The organism is Kutzneria buriramensis (genome assembly GCF_003387475.1).
Classification (GTDB): domain Bacteria; phylum Actinomycetota; class Actinomycetes; order Mycobacteriales; family Pseudonocardiaceae; genus Kutzneria; species Kutzneria buriramensis.
On sequence record NZ_QUNO01000003.1, the window covers coordinates 523888 to 538137 of the forward strand.

At 72.1% G+C, this 14250-nt stretch carries 13 protein-coding genes; 6 read left to right on the forward strand and 7 right to left on the reverse strand.

Annotated features, from left to right (window positions below):
* Positions 1-113: 113 nt before the first annotated feature.
* Entirely contained in the window at positions 114-1265 is a 1152-nt protein-coding gene (locus BCF44_RS10865; protein ID WP_116174040.1) for an acyltransferase family protein, read from the forward strand.
* Here the strand turns inward: BCF44_RS10865 and BCF44_RS10870 are convergent.
* Positions 1255-1935, reverse strand: coding sequence for a hypothetical protein (locus BCF44_RS10870; protein WP_147328457.1), 681 nt, complete (start codon positions 1933-1935; stop codon positions 1255-1257). The genes BCF44_RS10865 and BCF44_RS10870 overlap by 11 nt on opposite strands.
* A 336-nt stretch (positions 1936-2271) precedes the next feature.
* Between BCF44_RS10870 and BCF44_RS10875 the strand changes: the two genes are divergently transcribed.
* The gene (locus BCF44_RS10875; RefSeq protein WP_147328458.1) at positions 2272-4686 is read left to right on the forward strand and encodes an ATP-binding protein; all 2415 of its coding nucleotides are present in this window, start codon (positions 2272-2274) and stop codon (positions 4684-4686) included.
* A gap of 507 nt (positions 4687-5193) precedes the next feature.
* On the opposite strand, the gene BCF44_RS10880 is transcribed toward BCF44_RS10875, so the two are convergent.
* Positions 5194-5856, reverse strand: coding sequence for a response regulator (locus BCF44_RS10880; RefSeq protein ID WP_116174043.1), 663 nt, complete (start codon positions 5854-5856; stop codon positions 5194-5196).
* 215 nt (positions 5857-6071) lie between these two features.
* Between BCF44_RS10880 and BCF44_RS10885 the strand changes: the two genes are divergently transcribed.
* The 4 genes from BCF44_RS10885 (at position 6072) to BCF44_RS10900 (ending at position 9417) form a co-directional block, all read left to right on the forward strand.
* Positions 6072-7022 carry a cytochrome P450 gene (locus BCF44_RS10885; RefSeq protein ID WP_170217464.1) on the forward strand — a complete coding sequence of 317 codons (951 nt, stop codon included), beginning with the start codon at positions 6072-6074 and terminating at the stop codon, positions 7020-7022.
* A gap of 33 nt (positions 7023-7055) precedes the next feature.
* Positions 7056-7520, forward strand: a complete 465-nt coding sequence (gene soxR / locus BCF44_RS10890) for a redox-sensitive transcriptional activator SoxR (RefSeq protein ID WP_116174045.1) — start codon at positions 7056-7058, stop codon at positions 7518-7520.
* A 98-nt stretch (positions 7521-7618) separates the two neighbouring features.
* The gene (locus tag BCF44_RS10895; RefSeq protein ID WP_170217467.1) at positions 7619-8518 is read left to right on the forward strand and encodes an ornithine cyclodeaminase family protein; all 900 of its coding nucleotides are present in this window, start codon (positions 7619-7621) and stop codon (positions 8516-8518) included.
* Positions 8519-8886: 368 nt separating this feature from the next.
* The gene (locus tag BCF44_RS10900) at positions 8887-9417 is read left to right on the forward strand and encodes an RNA 2'-phosphotransferase (RefSeq protein WP_116174047.1); all 531 of its coding nucleotides are present in this window, start codon (positions 8887-8889) and stop codon (positions 9415-9417) included.
* Here the strand turns inward: BCF44_RS10900 and BCF44_RS55400 are convergent.
* From BCF44_RS55400 to BCF44_RS10920, 5 genes are all read right to left on the reverse strand, one after another.
* On the reverse strand, positions 9404-9568 hold the full coding sequence (locus BCF44_RS55400; protein WP_170217469.1) for a hypothetical protein: 165 nt from the start codon (positions 9566-9568) through the stop codon (positions 9404-9406). The two genes, BCF44_RS10900 and BCF44_RS55400, sit on opposite strands and share 14 nt — an antisense overlap.
* A complete protein-coding gene (gene hisB, locus BCF44_RS10905; RefSeq protein ID WP_116174048.1) occupies positions 9568-10167 on the reverse strand; it encodes an imidazoleglycerol-phosphate dehydratase HisB in 600 nt (199 codons plus the stop codon). The genes BCF44_RS55400 and hisB overlap by 1 nt, the downstream gene beginning before the upstream one ends.
* 70 nt (positions 10168-10237) lie before the next feature.
* A complete protein-coding gene (locus BCF44_RS10910; RefSeq protein WP_116174049.1) occupies positions 10238-11344 on the reverse strand; it encodes a histidinol-phosphate transaminase in 1107 nt (368 codons plus the stop codon).
* A complete protein-coding gene (gene hisD, locus BCF44_RS10915) occupies positions 11345-12664 on the reverse strand; it encodes a histidinol dehydrogenase (RefSeq protein ID WP_116174050.1) in 1320 nt (439 codons plus the stop codon).
* 48 nt (positions 12665-12712) lie between these two features.
* On the reverse strand, positions 12713-14245 hold the full coding sequence (locus BCF44_RS10920) for an ABC transporter substrate-binding protein (protein WP_246014941.1): 1533 nt from the start codon (positions 14243-14245) through the stop codon (positions 12713-12715).
* Positions 14246-14250: the final 5 nt, after the last annotated feature.

Below are 14250 nucleotides of genomic sequence, written 5' to 3' on the forward strand. Positions count from 1 at the left end.
CGTGTTGTTGCCGGCAGACGAACCAATCGGGCATCTCGTCCATCTAAAGAGGTAAGCCCGGTGTCGTACCGTAGCCGGCTGCTGCTGTCGTCGAGACCGCCGAAGGATCCCCAGTGACCCAGCTGGCCACCGCTAGCCGACCCGTGATCACCGAGCCGGCCGTCGCGGCCACGCCGAGCGCGCCACGGGGGGACCGCAGACTCCCGTCCCTGACGGGCCTGCGCTGGGCGGCCGCGTTCGTGGTCTTCGGCCTGCACATCAGCGTGTCCGGCCTGTTCACGAACGACAGCCGGGCCGAGCACGTGGCGATGGTGCTGTTCGGCAACGGCGCCAGCGGCGTCTCGTTCTTCTTCATCCTGTCCGGCTTCGTGATGATGTGGGCGTTCCGGCCGGACGACCGGCCGCTGCGCTTCTGGCGCCGCCGCGTGGCCCGCATCTACCCGGTGCACGTGATCACCGCGCTGGCCGCGATCCTGCTCGCGCTGGCGCTGAAGTCCGAGGACCTGCCCAAGCCCGGCCCCGCGCTGACCAACCTGCTGCTGATCCACGCCTGGTGGCCGGACTACGCGCACAACCAGAGCATGGACAAGGTCAGCTGGTCGCTCGCCTGCGAGGCGTTCTTCTACCTGGTGTTCCCGTTCGTCGGCCCGCTCGCGCACCGGCTCAGCGCCCGCGCCGCGACGGTCATGGCCGGCGGCAGCGCCGTGATCGCGATGGCCATCCCCATCGCCGCGCACGCCGAGAACGTGCACTGGCCGGTCCACATCCTGCCGATCGCCCGCGTCTTCGAGTTCACGCTGGGCATCGCCCTGGCGCGGCTGGTGGTGCTCGGCCGCTGGCGCGGTCCCGGCATGGAGGTCTCGCTCGCCGTCACGCTGATCGGCTACTTCACCGCGCCCGCGCTGCCGTACGACTACGGCTACATCGTCCCCACGCTGATCGGCTTCGCGCTGCTGATCCCGGCCGCCGCGACAGCCGACCTGCGCGGCGCGGCGTCGGTGTGGCGCAGCCCGGTGATGATCCGCCTCGGCGAGCTGTCATTCTCGTTCTACATGGTGCACCTGCTGGTGATGCACGCCGTGCGGGCGCTGTTCCCCAAGCTCAAGCACATCGAGTCGATCCCGGGCTCGCTGACCGCCGCCGGCATCTTCACCCTGGCCCTCGGCGTCACCTGGCTGACGTACCGCTACGTCGAGGTGCCGGCCAACCGCCTGATCATGGGCCGCTCGACGCTGTTCCGCCGGCGGGTCGCCGTCACGTCGTGACGGGGCCCATGCCCTGAGCCACCGGCACGACCGGCAGCACGGTGTTCAGCGGGGCCTCCCGCACCGCCTTGCGGTTGGCGTCGGCCGGCAGCTTGGCCAGCCACGAGTCGGCGTGGCCGGCGTCGACCAGCGACGTCACCTGCGCCACGTCGTCCCGTCCGGCGGCGGTGAACAGCGCCGCCAGGGCGGTCGGGCCGCCGGTCGGCCAGTCCTGCACCCGTTCGACCATCGCCCGGTCGGCGCCGTCCAGCGTCTCGCCGAACCGGCGCGCCACCACGTCGTGCCGGCTGCGCTGGTCGCGCTTGTCGCTGTGCAGCAGGAACATGCCGCGCAGCAGGATCCGGGCCAGGCCGCCCCGCGGGTTCGTCGCCTCCAGCAGCCCGAGCACGTCGCGGTGCGCACCCCAGGCCCAGCCGTAGAGCGCCTTCTCGTAGATCGGGTGCGCGGTGACGGCGTGGTCGTCCCACCGCACGGCCAGCGCCCGCTCGCCGATACGCAGGCAGGTGCGGGCCATCGCCACCGCACGCGGGAAACGCGCCGACGGCGCGGGCAGCACCACGGTGCCGGACGCCACCGGGACCAGCACCGCAGGCCCCTCGCCCTCCTCGTGCAGCCGCATTTGCAGCTTGGCGGTCGGCACGGGGGTCCAGATGAGCGTCCTGGCTGTCACAGCGCACAGTATCTTCGCCGCGCGTGCCGCGCGGGGCTCGGCCCCTCGGATCCGCTCTGCTTTTGCCGCGCGTGCCGCGCGGGGCTCGTTCCCTCGGGCCCGCTGCCTTCGCTTGCTGGATTTCGATCGCCCGCATCGGGGTTCAGGTGGGTGCTTCGGCGGCGGGCGATCGAAATCCAGCTACCGCTCCAGGCAGCGGCGGGGCCTCGCGGGTTGTCATCCATCGATCTCGTCGATCAGGCGTAAAACGGTGGTCGTTGGATACGGCCGACGCGCCGACCGGCTGATCGGGTGACCACCATTTTGACCAGGCCACTTGCTGCTAGCGTCACTGCGGTGTCGTCGGCGGAGCGGGTTTGCGCGGTCTGCGGGAGGGTGCTCGCCGACCAGCAACGCCTGCGCTACTGCTCGAACGCGTGCCGCCAGCGGGCCTATCGCCGACGGGCCTCGTCGGCGGCCCGAGCGACCATTCCCGCCGCGGTGAATTCGGACATCCCGGGCGTGCTGCCGGCGCTCGTGGACAGCTTCGTCGGCCGCCGGCCGGAGATCGAGAAGCTCACCCAGCTCATCGGGCAGCGCCGGCTGGTCACCCTCGTCGGCCCCGCCGGCGTCGGCAAGACCCGGCTGGCGCTGGAGGTCGCCGGCCGGCAGCCGCAGCGGGCCGTGCTGGTGGAGCTGGACAGCCTGGACGACGGCGATCGCATCACGCAGGTGGTGGCCGGCGCGTTCGGCGTGCGCGAACTGCCGGGCCGGACCATCACCGAGGCCCTGTTCACGGTGTTGCGTGGCACGCGCACCCTGCTCGTCCTGGACAACTGCGAGCACCTCGTGGACGCAAGCGCGCGGTTCGTCGACCTGGCCCTGCGCCGCTGCCGCGGCCTGCGGGTGCTCGCGACCAGCCGGGAGGCGCTGGCCATCCCCGGCGAGCTGGTGTTCTCCCTGGACGGCCTGGCCCTGCCCAGCGGCGATTCCGACCCGATGCGCAGCGACGCCGTGCGGCTGTTCGTGGACCGGGCCCGCGAGCGCGACCAGGAGTTCACTCTGGACGACGACACCGTCGGGCTGATCGCCGCGGTGTGCGCCGAGCTGGACGGCAGTCCGCTGGCGATCGAGCTGGCCGCACACCGGATCCCCATGCTGTCGGTGGGCGCGATCCACGCCCGGCTGGCCGGCCGGTTCGAGCTGTTGACAACGGCCCATCGGCGTGGAAAAGCACGTCAACGCAGCCTTCGGCAGGCCATCGACTGGAGCCACCAGCTCCTCGGACCCGACGAGCAGGTCGTGTTCCGCCGCCTGTCGGTGCTCAGCGGTACGTTCGATCTGGACACGGCCATCGCGGTCTGTGCCGACGACGAGTTCCGCCCGGAGCACGTGTTCGAGCTGGTCTTCCGCCTCCAGGCCGGCTCGCTCGTGACGGCGGCCGGCTCGTCGAGGCTGCGGATGCTGGAGTCCATCCGGTTGTACGCGCGCGAACGCCTGGACGCCTCCGACGACGGCGCCGCGACGCACGACCGGCTGACGAGGTGGCTGACCGAGCTGGCCCAGCCGCTGGTCCGGGAGCCCGTGTGGTTCCCGCTGGCGGCGCAACGCCGATTGGAGGGATTGATCGACAACTTGATGGTGGCGGTGCGCTGGACCGCGTCGACCGACGACGAGCGCAACGCGGTGCTCACCATGGCCACCGTCCGCTGCTGGATGCCGCGGGGCTTCCTCACCGAGGGCCGCAAGCTGCTGCGCGCCGCCCTGGACCGGGTGCACACCCGGCCCGAGCATCGCTGCCTGCTGCTCACCTATGCCGGTTACCTGGCGACCGTGCAGGGTGACACGCAGGAGGGCGTCACGTACCTCGCCGAGGCGCTCGCGCTGGCCCGGACGACCGGCGACCCGGTGCCGCTGATCAGCGCGCTCTACACCATGGGCGCGGTGTGTCAGGCCGCCGAGCGACTGGCCGACGCCAAGGAACGCTTCACCGAGGCCCTCGAGCTGGCCGAGCGGACCGGGGCCGAGACCGCCGTCGCGATGGTGCTCGAACGGTTGGCGCTCACCGCGCACTGGCTGGGCGAGTTGGACCGTGCCGACGAGCTCATCACCGCCGCACTGCGCCGGTTCCGGGCCGGGCCCGTCTGCCACGGCATGAGCCTCGCGCTGCACACCGGCGGCACCATCGCCCTGCGTCGCGGCGAGTTGACCACCGCCGAGGAGTTCTTCGCCGACAGCCTGCGCAACGCGCCCGCGAGCTGGTTGGAGGTGCCGTTCGCCCTGGAGGGTCTCGCCATGGCCGCCGGCCGTCGCGGCGACGGTGAACGGGCGATCCGCCTCTTCTGCGCCGCGCGCTACATCCGCGGCGGCGACCGGCTGTACGCCGAGCCGGCCTGGCGACGGCAGGTCGAGAGCAGCCTCGGCGACTGGGGTGTGCCCGACGACGACGAGATCGAACGCATCGCCGACGACGTCGGCCGGCTCAACCGTGAGCAGGTGATGGCCTACGCCCTGCACGGTGTGTGGACCGCCCCCTCCGGTTCCACCGGCGCCGAGCTGGCCGAGGACGAACGCGAGGTCGCCGCACTGGTGGCCGCCGGCCTCACCAACCCCGAGATCGCCGCGCGCCTGGGAGTCAGTGTGCGGACCGTGGCCTACCGGCTGCACCGGATCCGCACCAAGCTGGGCCTGCGAACGCGGGCCGACGTCGTCGCGTGGGCAGACCCGGACAAGCCCCGCACACCGCCGGCGGAAAGCCCCGTCGGAAGCTGAAGGCTGGAGCCGTCGGATCCGGCGCCGGTCGCGCCTCATGGACCACCCAAACCTGGAACCGATCGCGGTGTCACCCACGGGCCGCTCAGACCTGGGACCGATCGGAGTGCCACACACCAGCAGCCATCTCGGGACTCCCACCCGATCAGCCTCCACGAACGACCCACACAGGAAAGCGCTTTCCCTCGGTCGCGGAATGATCCCGTTCAAAGGTGGGATGGCCGGGCCGCTGACCGGTGCCTGATTCCCGCGGCAGGAGTGGCAGGTGGCCGGAGCGGCCGATGACCAGTGGCAGGTGGCCGGAGCGGCCGATGACCAGTGGCCGGTGGCCGCCGGAATGGCCGAAGGCCTGCGGCTGATTGCTGTGGCCGCCGGAACGGCCGAAGGCCTGCGGCTGGTTGCCGTGGCTGGCGGAATGGCCGAAGGCCTGCTGCTGGCGGCTGGTGAAGTGCCCGCTCTGCGGCCTGGCGCCCGGTGGGCGGCGGTGCCACCGGAATGCGCTTACCGTCAGGCGCTGACCAGGCGGGCGTTGTGCGCGAGGATGGCGGCCTGCACGCGGTTGTCGCAGCTCAGCTTGGTGAGCAGGCGACTCACGTGGGCCTTGACGGCGCCCTCGCTGAGGTAGAGCTTGCGGGCGATCTGGAGGTTGCCCATGCCCTGCGCGAGCAGGCCGAGCACCTCGCGCTCGCGGCCGGTGAGGTGTCCGACGAGGGTCCGGGCCCGCTCGACGGGCTCGGGGTCGATGTCGATGATGCGGTCGAGCACCCGCCGGGTGATGGCCGGCGACAGCATGGCCTCGCCGGCGGCGACGGCGCGCACGGCGGTGACCAGCTCACGGGGGCTGCCGTCCTTGAGCAGGAAGCCGGTGGCACCGGCCCGCAGGGCCCGCCGGATGTGACCGTCGTCGGCCATGGAGGTCAGCAGCACGACGGCGGTGCCGGGCGAGAGGGTCCGGACCTGCTCGGTGGCGGCGAGCCCGTCCATCCCGGGCATCCGGATGTCCATCAGCAGGACCCGCGGATGGTGTTTGCGCACGAGTTCGACGGCCCCCGGCCCGCTGGCGGCCTCGGCCACGACCCGCACGTCCGGCGCCTGTTCGAGCACGCGGCGGACGCCGCCGCGCACCAGCGCCTCGGAGTCGACGACTCCCACGGTGATCGCTTGGTTCATGGCCCCGATTGTGCGGGTCGGCGGGCTGAATGAAAACCGTTGCGTAACGGTTTGCAGGGCTGCACGTAACGCGGAACCGGGTCCGGAGCCGCCACCGACTCTACGTGCCGGCCGCCCGGCCAGCCGGTGAACTGGTCGGAAGATACGTGCCCGATGCGCCCATCGTGTCCGGCCGGCGGTTGCTGCGTCCGATGGGCGTCATCAGGATGGGGCACATGGAGGCAGCTGTCGCCGGCGATCCGCTGGGTTTCCTCGGTTCGCTCGCCGACGACGGCCGCCCCGGGGTGACCCCGCTCTACATCGGCCCCCGCCTGGTGCACGCGGTGACGGCCCCGGACCTGGTGCGGGCGGTCCTGCTGGCCGACCCGAGGCGCTACGAGGCGCAGGCGAAGGTCCGGCCGCCGACGGCCGGCGAGCTGGTCGGCCACACGGTGAACGCGGCGGTCCGAGCCCGAGGGCTGACGGCGGACTGGCGGCCGGGTGTCGAGGTGGACGTGACGGCGGCGATGGACCGCTACGAGCCGGTGGACCGCGGCCCGATCGCCATCCCGTCCACGATCACCCTCCTGATGCAGCGCTTCTTCCCGGCGACCGACCCGGGACGCGGCTGCCTGGCCGCGCTGCTGAGGGCGACGCTGGCCTGGACCTGGCACGAGCTGGCCTCGCATCCGCACGCCCAGGCCCGGTTGCACGCCGAGGTGGACACGGTGCTCGCGGGCCGTCCCGTCACCGCGTCGGACGTGCCGAACCTCCGCTACACCCGACGCGTAGTGAGTGAGGTGTTACGCCTGCATCCGGTGTTGCTGGTGATGCGCACGGTGGTGAAACCCGTTCGGCTGGGCGGAATCCCGCTGTCGCCGGGCGCGGAGCTGCTGCTGCGCCCGCATTCGCTGCACCGCGACCCCGAGCTGTACCCGGCGCCGGCACAGTTCGATCCGGACCGATGGCGCGCGGACCGCTGCGCGCACCTGCCCCGTGGCGCCTTCGTGCCCTTCGGTTACGAGGACCGCGGCTCGTTCGTGTGGACGGAACTGACGGTCGCGGTCGCGACGATCGCCACGCGCTGGCAGCTGTTGCCCACGCTGGGCCGCCGGTTGCGGGCGCAAGTGTCGGTGGTGGAACGACCCGATCGGCTCGTCATGGTGCCACAGCAGCGAGGCGTGTGAGCGTTCGAGTTAACTCCAGGTTAGGCTCATCGGGTGGTGAAACTCCCCGACTGGCTGTCCATCGGCCAGGTCTCCGAACGCAGCGGAGTCGCGCAGACCGCGTTGCGGTTCTACGAGGAACGCGGCCTGATCACCGCCGAGCGCACGGCCGGCAACCAGCGTCGCTACCCGCGCTCGGTGCTGCGGCGCCTGGCGTTCATCCGCACGGCGCAACGGGTCGGGCTGAGCCTGGAGGACATCGGCGCGGCGCTGGCGACGCTGCCCGAGCGACGCACGCCGACCAAGGCGGACTGGGCGCGGCTGTCGCGGCAGTGGAAGACCGAGTTGGAGGCCAGAATCGATTCCCTGCAACGACTTCGGGACAAGCTGGCCGGCTGCGTCGGCTGCGGCTGCCTGTCGCTGCGGGTGTGCACGCTGGTCAACACCGAGGACCGGATGGCCGACTACGGTCCGGGAGCGCCCCGGCTGCGCGCCGCCGCCGAGGGAGGTATCGACTGAGTGCGCCGGTCGGCGCACAGTGATCACCGTTGCGCCATAAGGATGCAGCTGTCCGCGTCGCCTTGAAGGCGCTGTCCGGCAGTCGCAGACTGGAGTATGTGAAGGTCATCTCGGACGGTGACGTGCGAGCCACCCTGCGGGCCGGGGCGGCCGTCCGGGTTTCCCGAGACGCCCTCGTGGACGCCTACCGCGGCACGCTGAAGGCCCCGCCCCGCACCGGGATCGACGTCGGCTCAACGGAACTCGTTTTCACCGCCGGCGGAAATGCCTCGGGCACCGCGGGTTTCCGGTGCTACGGCCTGTGGCCCGGGCACGCCGACCAGCTGGTTGCGGTGTGGGACAACAAGGGCAACCTGCGCGGCGTGGTCATCGGCACGGCACTCGGCGCGCTGCGCACCGGCGGACTCGGCGGCGCGGCGGTAGACGTGCTGGCCAAGCCCGACGCCTCGGTGTGCGCGGTCATCGGCTCCGGCACGCAGTCGTGGGCGCAACTGTGGGCCGCCTGCGCCGTGCGCACCTTCAGCGAGGTCCGGGTCAGCTCCCCCACTCCCGAGAACCGCGCCAAGTTCGCCGCGCGGGCCCGTGACGAGCTCGGCCTGAACGCCGTCGACCTGGCCGACTCCGTGGCGGCCGTGCGGGACGCCGATGTGGTGCTCGTGGCGACCAAGTCGGCCAAGCCCGTGCTGCCGGCCACCGCGTTCGCCCCGGGCTGCCACGTGAACACGATCGGGCCGAAGCTGCGCGGCGCCAGCGAACTCCCGCCGGAGCTGGCCAGCGTGGCCGCGATCGTCGCCACCGACTCGCCCGCGCAGGCCGCCGCCTACGGCAACCCGTTCTTCACCGGACGCAAGCTGGCGCACCTCGGCGGCATCATCGCCGGCGACCTGCCCGGCCGGATCAGCGAGGGCCAGATCACCCTGTACTGCGCGACCGGCCTGGCCGGCGCCGAGGTGCTGCTCGCCGACCACGTGATCAGCGAACTGGCCCTGGCGGGCTGACAGCGGCGGGTGGGGAAGACGCCGGGCTTGTGGAGCGCCGATGGCGGCAGCGCTGGGGGGAGAGAGCGCGGGCGGCGGAACGTGGCGGGCGGTGGAGCGCCGGCGTGCAAAGCGGCGGGAAAGGCGGCTGGCGGAAACGGCACACGGCGGAGCGCCGGTGACAGGAGCGCCGGGGTGCAAAGCGGCCAGCGGCGGAAACAGGCGGCTGGCGGAAGCGGCCGGCGGCGGAGCGCCGGTGACAGGAGCGCCGGGGTGCAAAGCGGCCGGCGGCGGAAACGCGGTCGGCGGAACGTGGCTAGTGGGGGAAAGCGCAGGGTGGGGAAATCCCGGTGGACTTGGGTCCGGTCCTCCACCCACACTTGCGGCCCATGAACGAGAAGGACACCGTCCGCCTGTCCAAACGGCTGTCGCGACATCTGCGGCACGCGCCGGAGGAGATCGGCATCCAGCTGACCACCGACGGCTGGACGGACGTCGCGCCGCTGCTGGCGGCGCTGCGCATCACGCGCGACCAACTCGACCACGTGGTCGAGACGAACAACAAGCGGCGGTTCGCGTTCGACGAGACGGGCAGCCGGATCCGCGCCAACCAGGGGCACACGGTGCCGGTGGAGCTCGACCTGCCGGTCGAAACCCCGCCGGCCACGCTCTACCACGGAACGGTGGCCAAGTTCCTGGACGCCATCATGGCGGACGGGCTGCGGCCGATGAGCCGGCACGACGTGCACCTGTCGCCGGACGTGGCGACGGCGGTGAAGGTCGGCTCGCGCCGGGGCAAGCCGGTGGTGCTGGCGGTCGACGCCGGTCGCATGCACGCCGACGGACACGTGTTCCGGTTGAGCGCCAACGGTGTCTGGTTCACGGAACACGTGCCCGCGGCGTACCTCAGTTCGACATGAACCAGGCGATCGCGCCGCCGGCGGCCAGCAGGGCCAGCACGCCCAGCACGGCGGCGGCGATCTTGGCCGTCTTCCACATCGTGTAGACACCGCCGATCAGGAAGCCGGCCAGCGCCAGCAGTCCCACCGCGATCAGCTCGTGCTGCGACATCACAGCACCCCCTTGGTGGACGGCACGCCCGCCACCCGCGGGTCCGGCTCGGTGGCCGCGCGCAGCGCGCGGGCGATCGCCTTGTACTCCGCCTCGGTGATGTGGTGCGGGTCCCGCCCGTGGATGACCCGCACGTGCAGCGCGATCTGCGCGTGGAAGGCCAGCGACTCGAACACGTGCCGGTTGAGCACGGTGGCGTAGTTGTTGCCGACGGTGAAGGACTCCATCGACTCCGGCTCGCCCACGTGCACGCAGTACGGCCGTCCGCTCGCGTCCACGGCGGCGTGGGCCAGCGCCTCGTCCATCGGGATCCAGCAGTCGCCGAAGCGCCGGATGCCGGCCTTGTCGCCCAGCGCCTGGCGGATCGCCTGGCCCAGCACGATGGCGACGTCCTCGACGGTGTGGTGGGCGTCGATGTGGGTGTCGCCGGTGGCCCGCACCACCAGGTCGAAGCTGCCGTGCACGCCGAACGCCGTGAGCATGTGGTCGTAGAACGGCACGCCGGTGTCGATCTCCACCTTGCCGGAGCCGTCCAGGTCGATCTCGACCAGGACGGAGGATTCCTTGGTGGCGCGCTCGATCCGCCCGATCCGGGTCACAGAAGCTCCTCGCAGGGCTCGTCGCAACTGCGACAGCCCCTGTGTTCGATGGATGAGGTCGCAAGCTCCCTCATCGAGTGATCTCCTTGCTGGCCGCCAGGAACGCGTCGTTCTCGTCGGGCGTCCCGATGCTGACCCTGAGGTGGTTGGCGATGCCGACGTCCCTGATCAGCACGCCCCGGTCCAGATAGGACTGCCAGGCCGCGCGGGCGTCGTCGAACCGTCCGAACAGGACGAAGTTGGCGTCGCTGGGCACGACCTGGAAACCCATGCCGGCCAACGAGTCCACCACGCGGTGGCGCTCGGCGACGAGCTTGGCGACGGACTCCAGCGTCTGCTCGCCGTGCCGCAGCGCGGCCAGCGCGGCGGCCTGCGTCAGGGCGGAGAGGTGGTACGGCAGCCGAACCAGCTGCAGCGCGTCCACCAGCGCGGGGGCGGCGGCCAGGTAGCCCAGGCGGCCGCCGGCGAAGGCGAACGCCTTGCTCATGGTCCGGGTGACCACCAGCTTGTCGGCGAACTCGTCGAGCAGGCCCAGGGTGCTCGCGTGCTCGTTGAACTCCGCGTATGCCTCGTCGATGACGACCACACCCGGCGTCACGGCGATCAGCTCGCGCAGCTGGTCCAGCGGGATGGCCTGGCCTGTCGGGTTGTTGGGGCTGGTGATGAACACCAGGTCCGGCGCCTTCTCGACGATGATCCGCGCGGCCTCGTCGGTGTCCAGCGAGAAGTCCGGACGGCGCGGCGTCGGCACCCAGTCGGTGCGGGTGCCGGCGGCGATGATCGGGTGCATCGAGTACGACGGCTCGAAGCCCAGCGCGCTGCGGCCGGGCCCGCCGAACGCCTGGAGCAGCTGCTGGAGGATCTCGTTGGAGCCGTTGGCGGCCCACACGTTGGCCACCGTCACCGGCACGCCTGTGGAGGACGCCAGGTAGGCGGCCAGCTCGGTGCGCAGCGCGATGGCGTCGCGGTCCGGGTAGCGGTGCAGCGTCGCCGCCACCTCGGCCGCCGCAGCGGCCACGTCCGCGACCAGTTCCGGCGGCGGCGGGTAGGGGTTCTCGTTGGTGTTCAGGCGCACCGGCACGTCCAGCTGCGGCGCCCCATAGGGCGTGCGGCCGCGCAGGTCGTCGCGCAGCGGCAGATCCGCGAGCTGGACACGCGCGCCAATCGGTGAGGTCATTCAGGCGTCCTTGAAACGTGCGGTGACGGCTTGGCCGTGAGCGGGCAGGTCCTCGGCGTTGGCCAGCGCGACCACCTTGTCGGCGACGTCGCGCAACGCGTCCTCGGTGTAGTCGATGACGTGGATGCCGCGCAGGAAGGTCTGCACGGACAGGCCCGAGGAATGGCGGGCGCAGCCGCCGGTGGGCAGCACGTGGTTGGAGCCGGCGCAGTAGTCGCCGAGCGAGACCGGGGCGTAGGCCCCGACGAAGACGGCGCCGGCGTTGCGCACCCGCGCGGCGACCGCGCGGGCGTCGGCTGTCTGGATCTCCAGGTGCTCCGCGGCGTACGCGTCGACGACGCGCAGGCCGTCGTCCACAGTGGACACCAGGATGCAGCCGGACTGCCGGCCCGCCAACGCCTCCGCCACGCGGGCGCTGTGCTTGGTCGCCCCGACCTGCTTGCGCAGCTCGATGTCGACAGCGTCGGCCAGCCGCTCCGAGTCGGTGACGAGCACGCTCGCCGCGAGCGTGTCGTGCTCGGCCTGGCTGATCAGGTCGGCCGCGACGTGCGCCGGGTCGGCCGTGTCGTCGGCGAGGATGGCGATCTCGGTCGGGCCCGCCTCGGCGTCGATGCCGAGCAGGCCGCGCAACAGGCGCTTGGCCGCCGTCATGTAGATGTTGCCCGGGCCGGTGACCAGGTCCACGGCCTCGAGCTCCGCGCCGTCGGTGTCCACGCCGCCGTACGCCAGCAGCGCGATCGCCTGCGCGCCGCCGACCGCCCACACCTCCTCGACGTCCAGCAGCGCGCACGCCGCCAGGATCGTCGGGTGCGGCAGGCCGCCGTGCTCGGCCTGCGGCGGCGAGCACACCACCAGCGAGCCCACGCCCGCCGTCTGCGCCGGCACCACGTTCATGACCACGCTCGACGGGTACACCGCGAGGCCGCCCGGCGCGTACAGGCCGACCCGGCCCACCGGCACCCAACGCTCCGTCACGGTGCCGCCCGGGACCACCTCGGTGGTCTTGTCGGTGCGCCGCTGGTCCGCGTGCACCTTCCGGGCCCGGGCGATCGACTCCTCCAGCGCCTCGCGCACCCTCGGGTCGAGGTCGGCCAGCGCCTGGGCCAGGCGGTCCGCCGGCACCCGCACCGACCCCGGCCGGATCCGGTCGAACTTCTCGGCGAACTCCAGCACCGCCGGCACGCCCCGGTCACGCACCGCGTCCACGATCGGCCGCACCTGATGCAGCACCGCGTCCACGTCGACCTCGGCGCGCGGCATGGTGGCGCGCAGGTGGGCCGGGGACGGGACGTGACCACGCAGGTCGGTGCGGCTGAGCATGGGCATCAGGGTACCGAGGCCCGCTGTCAAGCCCGGCGGCAACCGACCTCAGCGAATCGTCCAGGTGGCCAGGTTCCACCACGGTCCCCAGGTCAAGGGGCCATGCACGGACGGCTCGGTGATCGCAACCGACCCCGACCAGTTGTCGTGGACGGCGTACGTGTGGGTGACGAAGGCCAGCGTCACCATGCTCGGGTCGCCGATGTACGCCCGCTGGGCGGCCCGGAACGCCGTGGCGCGGGCGGCGGGGTCGGTGGCCTTGTGGGCGCTGTCCAGAGCGGCGTCGACGCCGGGGTTGCTGTAGCCGGTGGTGTTGGCCGCGCCGCCGGTGCGCAGGACCTGGCGGACGGCCAGGTCGGGGTCGAAGGGGTTGCCGCCGTCGACGATCTGGGCGGCGCCGGCCCCGGCGTCGGGAGTGGCGGTGACGTCGATGCCGACGCCCCGGAGCTGCTTGGCAAACGCTTGCGCGACGGCGCGGCGCTCCATGTCGCCGGCGGGGTAACTGACGGTGAAGGCGGCGCGGACGCCGCCGCGGGAGCGGATGCCGTCCGCGCCGGCCAGCCAGCCGGCCTGGTCCAGGATCCGGCCGGCGGCCTGCCGGTCGAGCCGGTAGGTGGCCCCCGGGTCGACGAACTCGGGCAGCGAGTCCGGCATCGGCGTGTACGCGGGCGTGCCCTTGCCGCCCAGCGCCGTCCCGATCAGGTCCTTGCGGTCCACGGCGAAGTTCATCGCCAGCCGCACGGCCCGGTCGCCGGTCACGGGATTCGACGTCGGCAGCGACACCGCCCGGTAGTCGGCGGTGTCCTCGGTGATGACCTTCACGCCGTCGTACTTCGCCACCGCGACCGCCTGCTGCGGCGGCACCTCGACGCCGTCGAAGTCGCCGTTGTGCATGCGGCTGATCCGGGTGGCGTCGTCCGGCACGAAGACGACGGTCAGCTTCACGACCTTCGGCGGCGTGCCGGCGTAGTTCTTGTTCAGGACCAGCACCAGCTGCTTGCCCTTGTCCCACCCGGTCACCGCGTACGGCCCGGTGCCGGGCGGCTGCGGGTCGGTCGCCGAGGCGGTGTGCGGGATGACGCCCAGCACCAGCCGCGTCGGGAAGGTCGGATACGGGAACGAGAGGTCGAAGCGGACGGTCAGGTCGTCCACCGCGGTGACGCCCGACAGCATGTCGAAGTCCGGTCGCAGCGGCGACTTCACGGCCGGATTCAGCACGGCGGAGTACTCGGCGACGACGTCGGCGGCGGTGAGCGGGCTGCCGTCGGAGAACTTCACGCCCGACCGCAGCTTCACCGTCCAGGACCGGCCGTCCGCGGCGGGCTGCGGCAACTCGGTGGCCAGCACGGCCCGCAGCGTCCGGTCGGCCTGGTATTCGACGAGGCCGTCGTACATCCGCGAGCCACCCTCGGGGGCGAAGCCCTGCACGGGATTCAGCGTGGCGGGCTCGGCCGTGGCGGCCAGCGTCATGGTGGTGTTGTCGTTGACCGTGCCGGGCTTGTTCGGCGCCGACTCACCCGTGCACCCGGCCAGAACCACGGCGGCGGCGAGCAGCGAGGCAGTAAGCAGAAGTCGACGCACAACCC